General features: G+C 63.7%; 18 protein-coding genes. 9 read left to right on the forward strand and 9 right to left on the reverse strand.

Features of this window, described 5'->3' with window-relative positions; genetic code table 11:
* Positions 1 to 74: 74 nt before the first annotated feature.
* The 5 genes from ASR47_RS02315 (at position 75) to ASR47_RS02335 (ending at position 3,151) form a co-directional block, all read left to right on the forward strand.
* Complete coding sequence (locus tag ASR47_RS02315) at positions 75 to 956, forward strand: LysR family transcriptional regulator (protein WP_065306175.1); 882 nt, start codon at positions 75 to 77, stop codon at positions 954 to 956.
* A gap of 27 nt (positions 957 to 983) precedes the next feature.
* The gene (locus tag ASR47_RS02320; protein ID WP_065306151.1) at positions 984 to 1,505 is read left to right on the forward strand and encodes a hypothetical protein; all 522 of its coding nucleotides are present in this window, start codon (positions 984 to 986) and stop codon (positions 1,503 to 1,505) included.
* A 52-nt stretch (positions 1,506 to 1,557) separates the two neighbouring features.
* Complete coding sequence (locus ASR47_RS02325) at positions 1,558 to 2,112, forward strand: hypothetical protein (protein WP_065306152.1); 555 nt, start codon at positions 1,558 to 1,560, stop codon at positions 2,110 to 2,112.
* Between the two features lie 75 nt (positions 2,113 to 2,187).
* Positions 2,188 to 2,727, forward strand: a complete 540-nt coding sequence (locus ASR47_RS02330) for a MarR family winged helix-turn-helix transcriptional regulator (RefSeq protein WP_082988679.1) — start codon at positions 2,188 to 2,190, stop codon at positions 2,725 to 2,727.
* Positions 2,714 to 3,151: a PaaI family thioesterase gene (locus ASR47_RS02335; RefSeq protein ID WP_065306153.1), complete on the forward strand. Its 438-nt coding sequence runs from the start codon at positions 2,714 to 2,716 to the stop codon at positions 3,149 to 3,151. The genes ASR47_RS02330 and ASR47_RS02335 overlap by 14 nt, the downstream gene beginning before the upstream one ends.
* Here the strand turns inward: ASR47_RS02335 and ASR47_RS02340 are convergent.
* Positions 3,135 to 4,295, reverse strand: a complete 1,161-nt coding sequence (locus tag ASR47_RS02340; RefSeq protein ID WP_065306154.1) for an acyltransferase family protein — start codon at positions 4,293 to 4,295, stop codon at positions 3,135 to 3,137. The two genes, ASR47_RS02335 and ASR47_RS02340, sit on opposite strands and share 17 nt — an antisense overlap.
* 61 nt (positions 4,296 to 4,356) lie before the next feature.
* On the reverse strand, positions 4,357 to 5,376 hold the full coding sequence (locus ASR47_RS02345) for a site-specific integrase (RefSeq protein ID WP_082988680.1): 1,020 nt from the start codon (positions 5,374 to 5,376) through the stop codon (positions 4,357 to 4,359).
* Positions 5,377 to 5,597: 221 nt separating this feature from the next.
* On the opposite strand from ASR47_RS02345, the gene ASR47_RS02350 reads away from it, so the two are divergent.
* Complete coding sequence (locus tag ASR47_RS02350) at positions 5,598 to 6,617, forward strand: DNA-binding protein (protein WP_245714239.1); 1,020 nt, start codon at positions 5,598 to 5,600, stop codon at positions 6,615 to 6,617.
* 11 nt (positions 6,618 to 6,628) lie between these two features.
* Here the strand turns inward: ASR47_RS02350 and ASR47_RS02355 are convergent, their stop codons facing one another.
* Entirely contained in the window at positions 6,629 to 7,192 is a 564-nt protein-coding gene (locus ASR47_RS02355; protein WP_065306156.1) for a hypothetical protein, read from the reverse strand.
* Positions 7,193 to 7,443: 251 nt separating this feature from the next.
* On the opposite strand from ASR47_RS02355, the gene ASR47_RS02360 reads away from it, so the two are divergent.
* Together ASR47_RS02360 and ASR47_RS02365 are read left to right on the forward strand one after the other, a co-directional pair.
* On the forward strand, positions 7,444 to 8,343 hold the full coding sequence (locus ASR47_RS02360) for a DUF535 family protein (protein ID WP_065306157.1): 900 nt from the start codon (positions 7,444 to 7,446) through the stop codon (positions 8,341 to 8,343).
* Between the two features lie 69 nt (positions 8,344 to 8,412).
* Positions 8,413 to 9,510, forward strand: coding sequence for a serine hydrolase domain-containing protein (locus tag ASR47_RS02365; RefSeq protein ID WP_082988682.1), 1,098 nt, complete (start codon positions 8,413 to 8,415; stop codon positions 9,508 to 9,510).
* Positions 9,511 to 9,517: 7 nt separating this feature from the next.
* On the opposite strand, the gene ASR47_RS02370 is transcribed toward ASR47_RS02365, so the two are convergent.
* From ASR47_RS02370 to ASR47_RS02390, 5 genes are all read right to left on the reverse strand, one after another.
* On the reverse strand, positions 9,518 to 10,246 hold the full coding sequence (locus tag ASR47_RS02370; RefSeq protein WP_065306159.1) for a hypothetical protein: 729 nt from the start codon (positions 10,244 to 10,246) through the stop codon (positions 9,518 to 9,520).
* Positions 10,243 to 10,602: a hypothetical protein gene (locus ASR47_RS02375; RefSeq protein WP_150127646.1), complete on the reverse strand. Its 360-nt coding sequence runs from the start codon at positions 10,600 to 10,602 to the stop codon at positions 10,243 to 10,245. The genes ASR47_RS02370 and ASR47_RS02375 overlap by 4 nt, the downstream gene beginning before the upstream one ends.
* A complete protein-coding gene (locus tag ASR47_RS02380) occupies positions 10,599 to 11,789 on the reverse strand; it encodes a low temperature requirement protein A (RefSeq protein ID WP_065306161.1) in 1,191 nt (396 codons plus the stop codon). Before ASR47_RS02380 ends, ASR47_RS02375 begins: the two co-directional genes overlap by 4 nt.
* A gap of 13 nt (positions 11,790 to 11,802) precedes the next feature.
* Positions 11,803 to 12,759 (reverse strand): 2-hydroxyacid dehydrogenase, encoded by a 957-nt coding sequence (locus tag ASR47_RS02385; protein WP_065306162.1) that lies wholly within the window; start codon positions 12,757 to 12,759, stop codon positions 11,803 to 11,805.
* A 109-nt stretch (positions 12,760 to 12,868) separates the two neighbouring features.
* Positions 12,869 to 13,513 (reverse strand): hypothetical protein, encoded by a 645-nt coding sequence (locus ASR47_RS02390; protein WP_150127647.1) that lies wholly within the window; start codon positions 13,511 to 13,513, stop codon positions 12,869 to 12,871.
* 249 nt (positions 13,514 to 13,762) lie between these two features.
* On the opposite strand from ASR47_RS02390, the gene ASR47_RS02395 reads away from it, so the two are divergent.
* Positions 13,763 to 15,286: a TonB-dependent receptor gene (locus ASR47_RS02395; RefSeq protein WP_082988683.1), complete on the forward strand. Its 1,524-nt coding sequence runs from the start codon at positions 13,763 to 13,765 to the stop codon at positions 15,284 to 15,286.
* Here the strand turns inward: ASR47_RS02395 and ASR47_RS02400 are convergent.
* Positions 15,240 to 15,853, reverse strand: a 614-nt coding sequence (locus ASR47_RS02400; RefSeq protein WP_150127648.1) for an integrase core domain-containing protein, incomplete at its 5' end; no start/stop codon positions are given. The two genes, ASR47_RS02395 and ASR47_RS02400, sit on opposite strands and share 47 nt — an antisense overlap.

Consider the following 15,853-nt stretch of genomic DNA (forward strand, 5'->3'; position numbering starts at 1 on the left):
ATGGCAACGAGTTTATGTCGTCATGGAATGGCATTCAAGTTAAAATCCATCTGTAAATCAGATGGATGGATGCCATGCAATGGACCCTGGAACAAATGCGCTACCTGGAGGCAGCCGTCGCCGCCGGCTCGTTTTCGGGCGCGGCGCGCCGGCTGGGCCGCGCGCAATCGGTGGTCAGCACGGCCATTGGCCTGCTGGAAGCGGAGCTGGGCGTGGAGCTGTTCGACCGTTCGCGGCGCAACGCCGTGCTGACCGAAGCGGGCAAGGTGATGCACCTGGAAGCGTGCGAACTGCTGCGCCAGGCCGAACGGCTGCAACTGCGCGCCCAGTTGCTGAGCGTGGCGCCGGAAGCGCGGCTGACCCTGGCGCTCGACGAAGCCCTGCCCTATCTGGCGATCGGCACCCTGGTGAAAGAGCTGGCGGCGCGCTATCCGGCGCTGGAACTGGTGATGCTCAACGCCACGGCGTCCGAGGTGGCGCATTACGTGGAGCAGCAGCAGGCCGACGTGGCTTTCCACTTCGACCGCGGCCCGGTCGCGTCGATTCTGGAACAGCAGCATATCGGCAGCGTGGCGCAAGGCGTGTTTGTGGCCAGGAACCATGCCATGGCGCACGGGCAGGAGGTCAGCCGCAACGAGCTGACGCGCCACCGCCAGCTGATCATGGATTCCGAACTGAACCGTGAACAGGCTTATAGTCCGGCTGTCTGGTATTCCGACAGTTTTTACAGCATCGCGGAAATGGTCGCCGATGAATTGGGCTGGGCGATCCTGCCGCTCAATATCGCCCACTACGACAACTACAAGGGTTTTCTGCAGGAAGTGCCCTGCCCCACCCTGGCCCTGTCGCGTCTGCCCGTACGGCGGCTGGCCTTGCACGGCAAGAAACTGAGCGCCACCTGCCAGTGGCTCACCACCAGGCTGGCCGAATTGCTGCGCGACGGTCCGCGCGCCTGATCCGAACATTCAACTGGAGATACAACCATGAAACACCCCCGCGCCACCAGCTTTTTGACTGGCCTCATCGCCGTCACCCTGTCGTGTACTGTCCCCCTCGCTTCGGCCGCCGACGCACTGGAAAACGGCCTGGCACAGGCCATGCATGTGAAAAAGGGCACCAATGAACGCGTCGGCACCGCCGGCAAGGCGATACAGGCGTATGTGCAGGCAGGCTATATCGAGAAAAAACCGGACGCCAGGATGGACTACACCGATTACTATGTGCTCAAAAAGCCCACGCCTTTCATGGGCCATGAGCTGGTTTTGATCGAAGAAGAATATATGCTGGAACATATCGGCTGCTGCGTCAGCCCCGGCGCCGGCCTGAGCGTGAAGGTCAATGGCAGTCTCAAGCCACTGGAAGGGTTTGCCAGGGCGCACCGCTGCAGGCTGCTCGACACCAGCGACGAACTGCAAGCCGAGCTGGCCAGCCTGGGAAGCCGGCGCAAGCTGGCGCCGGGCCAATATGTCACCCTGACCTGCCGCGAGCGCGACGCACAGGGCTGAGCGGCGCATCAGTTATAGAGTATGGTTGGATTTTTTTGGGGAGCGCCGAACCATGGCTGTACGCTATCGTTTTTTGGCATCTGAACAGGACCATCACCTGGTCATCGATTGGTTCAGCGCGCTTGGTCACGAGATGACCGTGCAGGCACATCCGGACGGCATCTGGTTTTATTTTCGCGCGATGGCGACCCAGGCGCTGCCTGATGCGCAGCAGATCGATCAAAAAACAACGCCGCTGGTTTGGGTATCAACGCCCCGCAAGCGTCAAGACCTGTTGTGGACCGATGCGGAAGTGTGCTTTACCGCCACGCCGCTGAAATCGCAGTTCCCGCAACTGCATCGCATTGCCTTGGCGTTTGCAACATGGCTCAAGCAATTCGACCTGGTTTTTTCGCGCAAGGACGAGGTGGCACCAGAGTGGAGTTACTATCTGGAAGGTGGCCTTCAGAACAGCGGCGACAACTTGTACGCGCTGCCACAGGCGATGGACGCATTGCGCAACGGCAGGTATTTTGTCTCGCATGGTGCGAACGACACGGTGGTCGATACGGTCGCAAAAGCGCTGCGCCTGCGCGGCCACGCATTCGACACGCATTACCCCGTCTGAGCGCGAAGACGCCTGGCGAAACAGGCGGCCACTGCTACGCTTGATTTATGACGCATACGTAGTAGTATACTTCGCATGCGTAATAATTCCTCCCCTGATCCCGATCCTGCTCCCGATCCTGCTCCCACCCGCCCCGGCGGCAAGCGCCCCCCTCGCCTGTTCAACCTGCTGAGCCAGGCGCGCCAGAACCTGTTTCGCTCGGCCGATGCCGTGTTTGCCAGCGAACTGGGCTATTCCGGGACGCAGGTGGTGGCCCTGTTTGTGCTGAAAAGCGAGGAAGGCTGCCAGCTCAAGGACCTGGGACGGCTGCTGCAGCTGAAAAATTCGGCCGTCACGGGCCTGGTGTCGCGCATGGAAGAGAACGGGCTGATCGTGCGCCGCCAGTCGGCGCTCGATGCGCGCGCCGGGTCATTGCATTTGTCGCCCAAGGGGCACGAAGTGCTGGCCGCCGCCCTGCCCGTGCTCGACAGTTTGAATGCGCAGCTGAAACAGGGCTTCACCGAAGAGGAACTGGCCGTTGTCGCGCGCTTCCTGATCCATGCGGCCGGCCTGCGCTTCGAGCAAGACCATCCACCATCGACCACCCCAAAGGAGCAAGACCATGCAAGTAAATGAGATGACCGGCCTGGAACTGATGCAGGCGTTCGCCAAAGGCCTGTTTCCGCGCCCCGGTATTTCCAATGTGATGCCGATGGAAGTCGACACCATCGAGCACGGCCGCGTGGTGTTTACGGCCACCGCCAACCAGACGCATACCAACCCCATGGGCGGCGTGCATGGCGGTTTTGCCGCCACCGTGCTCGACACGGTCACCGGTTGCGCCACGCATACGGTGCTGCCGGCCGGCGAGAGCTATGGCACGACCGACCTGAATATCAAGATGTGCCGGCCGCTGCCGTTCGACCAGGCCCTGTATGCGGAAGGCAAGGTCATCAATGCGGGGCGCAACCTGGTCATTTCGGAAGGCACCATCCGCGACGAGGCCGGCAAGATCTATGCGCACGCCACCGCCACCTGCATGATTATCCGCCCGTCCTGAGTGCCGCTGTCACTCCTGCGCGCCGGCCGTACCAGGCGCGCAGGGCGCGATTGGCCGGCTCGGACAGATGGCGGCTGACCAGCATGGCAACCAGCGCCGACACCGCCACGAACAGTGCCAGCCATGGCAGCCGCAGGGCGTAGCTCAGTTCCTCCCTGGTGACGAGATTGCGCATTACCGCCAGCACGATCACGTGGAACAGATACAGCTCGTAACTGTGGCGCCCGGCCCAGCGCAGCGGCGCACCCAGTTTGCCCGTGGTCCAGCCCGGCCGCCCTTCGCCGTGGGCGCCCAGCACGATGCCGGCGGCCGCCAGGGCAATGGCCGTAAAGCCGAACAGCTCGTGGCCGGCGATGCCGCGCAAATAAATCACCGGCAGCGCCAGGGCGCAGGCCACGCGCAACACGCGCCGCGCTTGCGGCGACAAGCAAAGCCGCGGCGCCAGCAAGGCGGTCAGGCAGCCGATGGCGATCGCGTCGAAACAGGCAAGGTAGCCATACATGAAATACAGCTCGTTGTCGGCGTGCGCGCCGCGATAGACGGGGCCGATCACGACCGCCGCCAGGCAGACCAGGGCCAGCAGCCAGGTTTTGCGCAGCAACAGGCACAGCGGTGGCAGGCACAGATAAAACATTTCCTCGACCGATAGCGACCAATAGACGTTGAGGCAATAGTTAAAGTAGCCGGCCGACTGCATCAGCAGGTTATGCCAGAACGTCAGGATGGACAAAATAGCGATGCCGAAATAGCTGGCCGGCAACGGCGGCCTGGCGTCGCCATTGTTGAAAAAGGGCACGTCCAGCACGCCCAGCACCACGATGATGGTGAGCGCAAGCAGCAGGCTGGGCAGGATACGGGCGGCGCGCATCACATAAAAGCTGCGCGCATCGATATTGCGCAAGCTGCCCCAGCGCCTGAGGATGCCGCCGGTAATCAGGTAGCCGGAGATGACAAAGAAGATCGTCACGCCATAATTGCCGTTGAAGGCGATCGCCTTGATGGCATCGCGGCCCAGCAGGTCCCCGAGCGGACTGTTGAACAGGCCAAAGGCCAGGGTAAAGTGCAGGAGCAGCACGCAGGCGATGGCCACGCCGCGCAAAAAATCAATGCGCGCGCTGCGCTTGCCTGGATAGTCATCATTCATGCGGTACGCGCCTTGGGAGTGATTGGTGTGCACGCAGTATGTGACACTTGTCGCATAACTGTCAATCACCAGACTGCCACGCTGCGGATGATTTTTTTCGCAGCAGGCTGCCAGCCGCATTGCTGTCGAAGCGCCCCGCCTCTTCTATATAGCCGTGCACGGTTCCGTCATGGCGCCAGCCGCCCTGGCGCTTGATGGCCTGGAAGTCGGCGCCGGCGCGGTGCGCGCTGGTGGCCATGCCGCGCCGCAGGCTGTGGCTCGACAGTTCGGGCACATAGTCGAGACCCGCCAGTTTGGCACAGGCCTCCAATATCGTATTGATGCTGCCCGCATGCAGCGGCCTGGCGGCCACATGGCCCCATTGATTGACGGTGCGCAGCAGCGGACCGGCGCCGATGGCGGCCGCCGCCAGCCAGTTTTTCAGCGCCGTGGCCGGACAGCACACCGCGTCACCGTAAGGCACCGCCTTGACGACGCCCTCGCCCGACTGGTCGGTTTTCGAGCGCGGCAAGGTGATCACCATGCCTTGCGGCTCCCACGCCACATCCTCCACGCGCAAGGCGACCAGCTCGCTGCGCCGGAAACCGCCGAAAAATCCCAGCTGCAGCAAGGCGCTGTCACGCAGTGCCTTGATGGTGCCCAGTTCGTGCAGGCGCGCGACGATCAACTCCAGATCGGCCATAGGCAAGGCCTTGGCCTTCTTTTTCGGCTTGCCGTGCAGGCGGGCGATACCGGCCAGCGTCTTGCGCACGGTAGGGGTGGACGCGGCGTCAAAAAAGCCCTGGTACACATGCCATTGCGACAGCGCCGTCAGGCGCAGGGCCAGGGTGCGCGCGTTCAGGGTATCGGCATGGGCCAGCAAATAGCGGATCACGGCGGACTCGTCGGCGGGCAGCGCTCCGCCCCAGGCTTGAAAGTGGCGGATGGCCGACCGGTAGGCGCGGCGCGTATTGTCGGCGGTGGCGGCGGCCAGGAACGCCTGGTGGCGCGCGGCCAGTTCGGCGTCAACCAGGGCGCCGTGTACTGGCGCCACGGCGAGCGGACCGGCGGCGGGCGATTTTTTCAGGAGGGAGTGAGCCATGGAATGCGGGAAAACGAGGATTTGTACCGGGCAATACGCAGGATACCATGCAAAACCACCGCATAACCCACGATAATCGATCTTATCACGACTTATTTTTCTGCATTTTTTTCAAAATTTATATCGTAATATAATGCCGTATTACGTATCATGTAATACGTTACCAAATTTCGCTCACAGGTGGTTTTATGGCTCGCGCCGGCATTTTGTACTCCGATGTTATGAAAGCAGCCCAAATCGTGGCCGCCGATGGGCGCAATCCCACGGTCGACAATGTGCGCGAGGCGCTGGGCAGCACTGGCAGCAAGAGCACCATCGCGCCCCTGCTCAAGCGCTGGAAGGAAGAGTTTCAAGCCGCGGGCGCCGTGAAAACCGAGGCTGGCTTGCCGGCCGAATTGATGGAAGCGATGCGCGGCGTGTATCACAAGCAGCAGCGCGACGTGGCGCAGCAGCTGGAGCACTCGATGCGGGAAAACCGTGTCGAGCTTGATGCGGCATTGGAAAAGCTGAAAAAAACCGAGGCCGAACGGCTCAAACTGGCGGAAGTGAGGACGGCGCTGACGCAGGAGTTGCGCGCGACCCAGCAGGCGCTGGCCCAGCTGAAGGAGGAACACCATTTTCGCGCCGTGACCCTGGCCAGCCTGCACAGCGACAATGCGGGCCTGACGCAGCGCCTGGCCGACCGGGGCGAGGAAATCGCCGCGCTGAACCGGCAGCTGGCGCAGGTGCGCTCGCAGTTCGACCATTACCAGGAAGCGTCGGCGGCCCAGCGCAGCGAAGAACGGCAAAGCCAGCAACAGCAGCTGAGCCGGCTGGAGCAGGACAACGCCCAGCTGCAGCAGCGCCTGCAAGGCCAGCAGGCCACCCTGGTGCAGCAGGACATGCGCCTGGCCCAGCTGCGGGAAGCGCAGCAGCGCCTGGAGCACAGCGCGGCGGCGGACCGCGAAGCACTGGCGACCTTGCGTCCCGAGCGCGACCAGTTCGAATATCAGTATGGGCAGGCGGCCGCGTCGGCCGACGCGCTGCTGGCCAGGCTGGAAGCGGCCATGCAGTCGCTCAATGAATCAAAAGTGGCGCTGGCCACGCAGGACCGGCAATTGACGATGCTGGCAGACAAGACGGAGATGGGGATACAGCGCACGCGCCAGCTGGAACAGGAACGCGACACCTTGCTGCGCGAACACGCGGGCATGGCGGCGCGGCTGGCGCTGCTGGAAGAGCGCCAGGCAGCGCGTAAATAGACGAGCAGGCGCTACCAGAACTTCCACCAAGGCCGCGCTTCGACGACGACGTCGGCGCCATTGACCTCAAGCCTGGGTGCCGGTTCCGGCATGGCCGGCGGCCAGCCTTCGGCGCTGGCGGCCGAGCCGACCAGCACAAAGCCATTGTAGCGCTGCGGTTCGGCCGGATACGGCATGCCGGCCAGGTTGGCCAGTGCCTCGGTGATCGCCAGGGTGCCGCTGGCGCAGGCCGCGTCGAGGTCGGCCAGCGCCGCCAGCATATCGTGCTGCAAGCGCCCTTCTTCGTCCATCATGTCCAGTTCCTGGGTGCGCACCAGTACATGGCTGTAGTGCTCGCGGGCGATGCGCGCCTCCCATTCCTGGTACAGCGCATGGCGTTCCTCGCCCAGCGCGCGCCGCATCATGGCCGAGCGCGTTTTCAGCCGCGCCAGGCCCTCGTCGCGCGGACAGGCCAGGTAGGCATAGTCGCGCGCCACATCGAACACGCCCTCCTCGCCAGGCGCCAGGCGCACGTCCTGCGGTCCGAACAGGCACAGCCAGAAAAAGGGGACGCAGTAGGCCGCCTCGTACTCCATGCCGGACTCATCACTAAAAGCCGGCCAATCACTTTCCTGCGGCGGCGTGGAGAAATTCGTGCTACACAGATAAACACGGTTCGACATGGTGCAAGGTCCTGAAAAGAAGGCGGGATGTGGGCAGGCAAGCGTTGCGCCACTGCATTCTGCCACCAACTGCGGCTTTCTTCACGCGAAATTCACCGTGCCGGGCTAGCATGCTGGCAACCTGGCGCGCATGGTGCTGCGCCTGCTTACCGGAGTGTTGCCCGATGATCCACGCCACCCAGGTCGCCTTGCGCCGCAGCGCCGACGGCCATCGCCTGAAAGCCGCCCTCGGCGCGCTGGTCTATCCACGCCAGCACAGGCGCTGGCAGGCGTTTCTGAAGCAGACACCGGGCATGGCGGCGCTGGCGTACCTGCATCCCTGCCTGCGCTACAAGCTGTATCGTCCCTACGCCAGCTGCCAGCTCGACTGTAACGGCCGCCTGGCGCTGCTCGAGGGGCATTATCGCTTCCTGTGGCAAGCCGGCGCACGCCCCCTGGTGGAACAGGCGGCGCGGCAAGCGCTGGTGCTGGCCAGCGTGGAAGGCAAGGATGGCGGCGGCTATCAAGTGCAGCTCAGTGCGATTCACGACAGCTACCGCGAAGGCGAACTGTGCTTGCGCCTGGTGCGCGATGGGGTGCCGCTGTACCTGGCCAGCTTTCTTTTTGTGCCGCGTGCCGATGGCGTGTCGCTGCAATTGGGCGCCTTGCAGGGAATACGCGCGCAGTCGGGCGCGCAACTGGTGCGCGACGCCACGCGCGCCCTGCATGGCTGCCGGCCCAAGAACCTGCTGGTGGCCGTGCTGCGCGACCTCGGTGATTTCTTTTGCTGTAATTATCTGTTCCTGATCAGCAATGCCAACCGCATCGCCCTCAATCCACGCCGTCGGCGCCAGATCGGCGCCGACTATGACCAGGCCTGGCGTGAGCTGCAGGCGATGGCGATGGCGGATGGTAACTACCACCTGCCCTGCCAGTCTTACCGGCCACCAGACCTGGCCGCCGTGGCGTCCAGAAAACGCGCCGATGCGCGCCGCCGCGGTGAATTGCTGGCAATGATCACCACCGCCATGCGCGGCACCCTGGCTACGCTGCTCGATTCGCCTGCCCGCCCACAATACTTATAAGCGAAATAACATTACCATAAAAAACATTTTGCTTTACCATGCCTTGTTTTCACCCTGAGGGAATCGTCCATGAAGTCAGCTTTATGCTTGCCCCTGCGTGCCGTGGCCGCTGCCGTACTGCCGCTGTACTCGGCGCTGGCTGGCGCCGCCCCCACGCTCGATCCCGCCGTGCGCGAACGCGCCGAACTGCTCACGCGCGATGGCCGGCACGCCAGCATCGTGATTGCCGTGATCGAGGGCAAGGACAGCGCGGTCTACGGTTTTGGGCGCGGCAATAACGACGCCCTGCCCAACGCCGATACCGTCTACGAAATCGGTTCCGTCACCAAGACGTTTACCGGCCTGCTGCTGGCGCAGGCGGTGGCGGCCAAGCAGGTCAAGCTGTCGCAGCCGGTGGCCGATCTGCTGCCCGGCTACCAGATGCCTGCCGTAAATGGCCGCGCCATCACCTTGCAGGACCTGGCCACCCATTACTCGGGCCTGCCGCGCCTGCCCGATAACGGCGCACCGGCCGACATGAACGACCCGTACGCCGACTATGGCGACAAGCAGTTGCGCGCCTTTCTGGCCGGCCATGTGCCGGCGCACGCGCCGGGCGCCACGTTCGACTACTCGAACCTGGGCTTTGGCCTGCTGGGCACGGCGCTGGCGGCCAAGGCCGGACTGTCCTATGCCGGCTTGCTGCAACAGCGGATCGCCGGCCCGCTGGGCATGCGCTCGACCTCGGCCGTGATGACGCCGGGCCTGCGCGCACGCCTGGCGCCCGGCCACCTGGCCGACGGCAAGCCCGCCCGGAACTGGAATTTCCAGGCGATCGCCGGCGCCGGCGCCGTGCTGTCGACCCCGCGCGACATGGTGGCCTACCTGCAATCGTTCATGCTCCAGCCGGACGCCGCCCACCAGCTGGCCGTGCAGCCGCAGCATGGCCTGGGCGACGGCAGGGCCGTCGGCCTGGCCTGGATGCGCGACGAGGCCAATGGCCATGCCATCGTCTGGCACAACGGCCAGACCGGCGGCTACGCCAGCTTTGCCGGTTTTACGCAGGACGGCAAACACGGCGTGGTGGTGCTGAGCAATACCTCGGCCAATGTCGATCAATTGGGTGTGGCCAGCCTGATACCGGGCAGCCTGGCGCCGCTGCCAGCGGCGCCGGAACACCCCAAATAAGCGGCGCTCAGCCGCAGGAAGGCAGCAGGATGTGCCTGTCTCGTTCGATGGCGCGCACTTTCACCGCTTGCGCGAAAGCGGCGCCGCTGACCTGGCTGAGGCAGGCGGTGATCAGCACCAGGGGAATCGACCACGAAAAGGCGCTGAACGCCGGCCAGCACGACCTCATGAACAGGCCGGCGATCATGCCGATAATAAAAACGATCCACACGATGGCGGCCCAGCTGGCCGGCACGCCGGGAATCAGGATCGCCGGCTCGATTCGCATTTTACGCACCACCTTGTCCCAGTTGACGCTGCCCTCCCTGGGCTTGAATTCCTGCTCGAAAGCGGGAGCGGCCAGGTCCGCCCAGCGCCGGTTGACGAGCCGCCAGCCAAACACCATGTTATACAGAAAGATGGCGGCAAAGATGGCCGCCAGGAGGCCCTTGGCCTGCACAGCCATGGGGCTGAGCCAGAACACGGGCAGGATGATGGACAGCATGAAAAACGTCAGCGTCCAGGCTATCGAGCCCATGAACAGCAGCTGATACAGCAGCCGCGTGCGGGCCTTGGGAAACAGCAGGCACTGGCACAGGAAAAGCGCCAGGCAGAACGGCAGCCACCACCAGAAAAAGCGCCAGCCCAGTTCGTCATTGCGGTTGGCCAGCTTGCGCGTCATGGCGGCGCCGCCTGTCGTGCCGAACAGCAAAATGAACAGCGACAGCAGCAGATAATTGAGGCTGACCCTGGTCATGCCGCCAGCCCGCGCGCCGGCCGCGCCATGAATTGCTCCACGCGCGCCACGAAATCAGCCTTGCTGCGCGTGCGGTAGTCGCCGAGGAAGACCTCGCCGCCCTTGACGGCCTTGCCGTGCCGGTCGTAGCTCACCTTGCCCAACTCGAGCACGAACTCGCCGTCGGGATCGTCCTCGGGCTCGAAATGCGAATTGAAGCAGTAGCCGCTGTCGCGGCAATGGCCCCACAGCAGCAGCGCGCTGCTGAACCACTGCATGGTGTCCGGGCCGGGCTCGACCTCGAACAGGGTGTTGACCGAGATGGTCCAGCCGCCCGGTACGCGCAGCGGCTGCAAGAGATAAGGGAAATCGTTCACGGGTCCAGTTCCGGCGGCGGACGGCGCAGCGCCATATATTCCCAGATCGCCACCAGGACCAGCACGCCGGTGGTGATGCAGGCCAGGATCAGCGGCGTGTACAGGCGGCCGAAAGCCATCGGTATCAGCGCCATGATCATCAGGATGCCCAGCACATGCGACAGCGGCGGCGTGCTGCGCTCGCTGCTGACCCATTTGAACAGTGCGTTGCCCAGCAAATACAGGATCGGCCCGCCGAGCATGGCACAGATGCCGGCAAAGCTGGTTTCGTCGGGATACAGCAGCGACAGTTCGTCGGCCACGGCGCTGACGATGATGCCGCCGATGATCAGCATATGGATGTAGGTGTAGGCGCGGCGCGCGATGCGGCCCGGATCTTTCGAGCCGGCGATCAGGGCATGGCCCAGTTCGGCGCCCTTGTCAAAATACAACCACCACATGGCGACGCTGCCCAGCAAGGCCGAGATAAAGCCGGTCCAGTTGGCTGCGGTCCACTCCAGGCCCGCGAAATTGGCGCCCGTGACCAGCAAGGATTCGCCCAGCGCGATAATGACGAACAGGCCGCAGCGCTCGGACATATGGCTGCCATCGATATCCCAGTCGCCGGTGCTCGAACTGCCCAGGCCAGGCACCTTGAACAGCAGCCATGGTCCGGCCAGGTCGACCAGCAGCGCCGCCGCCCACCAGTAGATGCGCACGGCAGGATCGGCCGCGCCGCCGAGCAGCCAGAACACGCCGGCAAATGCCGCCCACAGGGCGATGCGCTGGAAATTGCGGCGCCGCGCCACGTCTTCGCCCCGCACCGCCCACAGCGCGAACAGCGGCCGGCCCACCTGCATCGCCACATAGGCGCCGGCAAAGCCGAGTCCGCGTGTGCCGAACGCCTCGGGGATCGAGGCCGACATCAGCAAGCCGCCCAGCATCAGCACGAACAGGCACAGGCGCACGGGCATGCGTTCGGGGTCGAGCCAGTTGGTAATCCACGAGGTATAGATCCAGACCCACCAGACCGCCATCAGCAGCAAGCTCGTCTGCAGCCAGCCCAGGGCGCTCAGGTGTTCCAGCAGCGCATGCGACAGCTGGGTGACGGCAAACACGAACACCAGGTCGAAAAACAATTCGATCATGCTGACCTTGCCGCTATCGGCCCTGCCCCGCGTGCGCAGCAGCGATGTTTTCAATTCCATCAGTTTCTTTCTTTTATTTAAATGGTACGGGCGTCGGCAGTGGCCGGCCCGCGAAATGCGCCTGCAGATTGTCGAGCACCAGCTGGCCCATGGCATGGCGCGTTTCCACCGTCAGGCTGCCGACATGGGGCGTGAGCACCACGTTGGGCAAGGCGCGCAAGGCGGCCGGCACGCGCGGTTCGTCGGCAAACACGTCCAGGCCCGCCGCGCCGAGGCGCCCTTCGGCCAGAGCCGAGATCATCGCCGCCTCATCGACCAGCGCGCCACGGGCGATATTGACCAGGGTGCCTTGCGGGCCCAGCGCATCGAGCACTTGCGCATTGACGGCGTGGCGGGTGGCCGGCGTGCCGGGCGCGCAGACGATCAGGTAATCGCTTTCCTGCGCCAGAGCCAGCAGGGACGCGGCGCGCGGCGCCTGCACGCCGGGCTTGGCGCGCGGCTGGTAGTAGCGCACCTGCACGCCAAAGGCGGCCAGGCGCAGCGCGATGGCCTGGCCGATCTGGCCAAAGCCGAAAATGCCGGCCGTCTTGCCGCGCAGGCTGGACGCCGGCTTGACCGGCTCGCGCCGCTCCCAGCCGCCATCGCGCACGAAGCGGTCGAGCAAGGCGATATGGCGCGTCGTCGCCAGCAGCAGGCCCAGCGCCACGTCGGCCACGTCGTCGGTCAGCACATTGGGCGTGGTGGTGACCGCGATGCCGCGCGCGCGGGCCGCATCGAGGTCGACGCCATCGAGGCCGACGCCAGTGACGGCAATGATTTCCAGCGCCGGCAAGGCCGCCATCTCCTCGCTTTTCAAGCCCAGCGCGCCGGTGGTGACGACGGCGCGGATACGGCCGGCGCGCTCGCGCAGCCAGCCGGCGCGCTGTTCGGGCGCCACCTGCCAGGCGTGGTGGCAGGTGTAACTGCGTTCCAGCTGCTCGTTGACGGCGGCCGTAGGGCTGGTGGCAAGTATCAATATGTCGGGAAGCATGGGTGTCCTGAATGGGTCGGTGTCATAGCCAGACGCAACTTAGCATATTTGACGCCCGCCCGGGGCTGGCCGGCCCTAAAACCCTGCCGCCACCAAGGTCTGGCGGACCCTATGGGCACGGCACTTGTTTGACCTTGCCAGCCGTATTGAATGGGTCGGCGCCGGCCAGCGGATTGGCCTGCATGGCGTAGCAGGCGGCGCCGGTGGCGGTGACCACGCGCGTGCCTGGCCGGCCGTCGGCCGTCAGGTAGTCTTCCAGTTTGACCGCAGGACCGCCGCGCCAGGCGCTGGCGACCAAGGCCGCGAATTTGCTGTCGCCGGACAGTGCAGGCGCCGCCAGCCAGGGTTTGTCTTGCTTCAGTTCGCCGCGCAAGCTCTTGTCAACGCCGCCGGCGGCCAGCAAGGCGCGGGTGCGCAGGTCGCCGGCCGGTGCTGGCGGCGCGCTCTCCGGAACGGTGGCCTCCGGCACGGCCGTGATCGCCTCGCCCGGGGTCCCGGGCTTGGCAACCGTAGCTGGCGGCAATGATCTGCCCCTGCGTACCGGCGCCGTCACGGGCTGGGGAACGATCATCGGCAGCGCGCGCGGCATGGGCCGCGGCGGCATCAGGGTCATGAAGGCCACCTCCGTATAGTGCTGGAACTGCCTGGCCGGCAACAGCAGGAAATACAGGCCCAGGCCGTGCATGGCCAGGATCAGCGCCACGGCGGCGCCTTTCAGGCTGATACTGCGAGCAAGAACAGTGGATGGCGGCATGCGAAGTCCTTGGAACGCGAGAGCGCGGTTCGCCATTCTAGGCATACTTTCCATTGGGAATTAGAAATTCGACAAGGTATCGTCTGGCGCACCTTTTCATTGCCGATATTGCGCCCTGCCGGCGGCACTGTTGCGTGCATGTCTGTACTTTTTGTACAAAGATCAAACATTTTCGACCATCTCTCACACAATGTCACGGACTATCCTATAATGATAATCATTCTCATTATCATTTAAACAATCGCCGCCATGCCTACCTTTCGCCTTGCTCCCACTCCTGTCGCCCTGGCCGTATTCCTGTTGGCCAGTGCCGCTGCCCAGGCACAAACGCCTGCCGCCGGCGATGCGCAAACCATGCCCAGCGTGGTGATCAGCGCCTCGGCCGACGCCTCGGCCGAAGGGCTGTCGCGCGCCTATGCGGGTGGCCAGGTGGCGCGCGGCGGGCGGATCGGCATCCTCGGTTCGGTCGACATGATGGACTCGCCGTTCGGCGCCACCAGCTATACCCAGCAATTCATTTCCGACCAGCAGGCGCGCAGCGTGGGCGACCTGCTGCAAAGCGATCCGGCCGTGCGCATGTCGCGCGGTTTCGGCAACTTCCAGGAAGTCTATATGATCCGCGGCTTCGCGCTGGACTCGGACGACGTGGCTTATAACGGCCTGTACGGCGTGCTGCCGCGCCAGTACGTATCGCCGGAACTGCTGGAACGGATCGAAGTCTTCCGTGGCGCCAGCGCTTTCCTCAATGGCGCGGCCCCTGGCGGCAGCGGCGTCGGCGGCGCCATCAACCTGATGCCCAAGCGCGCCGGCAATACGCCGCTGACGGAAGTGACGGTCGGCGTGGAAACCGGCGGCCATAGCTACGCCGCCATCGACGTGGCGCGCCGCTACGGCGAACAGCAGGAATTGGGCGTGCGCGTGAACGCCGCCAAGCGCCAGGGCGAGACCGGCATCGAGCATGAAGACCACGACGTCGGCATGTTCGCCGTCGGCCTCGACTATCGCGGCCGCGGTTTTCGCCTGTCGGCCGACGCCGGCTACCAGAATTTCGACCTCGACGCGCCACGCCCGTCGGTGGCGACATCAAGCGTGGCGGCCCTGCCATCGGCGCCCGACGCCTCGCGCAACTTTGCCCAGCCCTGGAGTTTTTCCAAGGAACGCGACGTGTTCGGCACGGCGCGCGCTGAATATGACGTGGCGAAAGATGTGGTGGCCTGGGCCGCGTTTGGCGGGCGCAAGACGCACGAATCGAACAGCCTGGCCAATCCGGCGCTGAGCGATGTCAATGGCAATGCTGCTTTCTCCCGTTTTGACAATGCCAGAAAGCAGGGAATTCGAACCGGAGAGTTGGGTGTGCGTGGCAAGGTCCGTCTGGCAGGTGTCAAGCATACCTTGGTCGCGAGTTGGTCTGGGCACTGGAATGAAGCCAAGAATGCTTATGCCATTGGCGATGCCTTAAACACTAATATTTACGCACCAGTCAATACAGCTATCCCAGGGACGCCTTATCTTGGCGGTGTGATGAGCGACCCGCGCGTCACGCAAAAAACCATCCTCAACAGCTATGCCTTGGCCGATACCATGGCATTTTTGGACGACACGCTGTTGCTGACGGCTGGCGTGCGCCGGCAGCAAATCAAGGATATTGGCTATGCTTATGGTACAGCGGTGCAATCCGGCCCAGCATATGATGAAAGTGCCACGACACCATTAGCCAGCATCGTATTCAAGGCAAATAAGTGTCAAGACCCGCCTGGTTATAAACACGTTTAACGAATAATTCTGGCTTTTTTGCCTGCCATTTCTTCATTGCCTGAATCGGCGTTTCGTTGTTGAGAGCGCGCTGCGGGATGTTATGGTTATAGATTTTCAGGTAATTGCGCAATGTTGATTCGAGCTCGGCCCTGGACGCGAAACGGGTCTGATTGACGACCTCGCTGATGCGGCCGTTGAAGCGTTCCACCATGCCGTTTGTCTGCGGATGACGTGGCGGGATCAGGCGATGTTCGATCGCCAGCTGTTTGCATAGCACGTCAAACGCGTGCTTGCCGCTGGGAATCCGGTCGCCCGTTTCCGGGTCTTTTTTCTTGCTGCTAAAGCGGTCAGTGAACTGGCTGCCATTGTCGGTGAGCAGCTTGACGATGGCGATCGGACAGGCTTTGTTGAGCTTGATCAGGAAGTCGGTGCTGCTGCTGTCGGACTGGTCGGCATAGATCTCCATGAAGACCCAGCGCGTGGCGCGGTCGATGGCGACGAACAGGTAACGGCGTTCTGTTTCGTCAGGCATCTGCGGCAAGTACTTGATATCCATATGTAAAAAGCCGGGCTCGTAGTCCTTGA

This window comes from Janthinobacterium psychrotolerans (genome assembly GCF_001677885.1).
Lineage (GTDB): Bacteria > Pseudomonadota > Gammaproteobacteria > Burkholderiales > Burkholderiaceae_D > Janthinobacterium > Janthinobacterium psychrotolerans.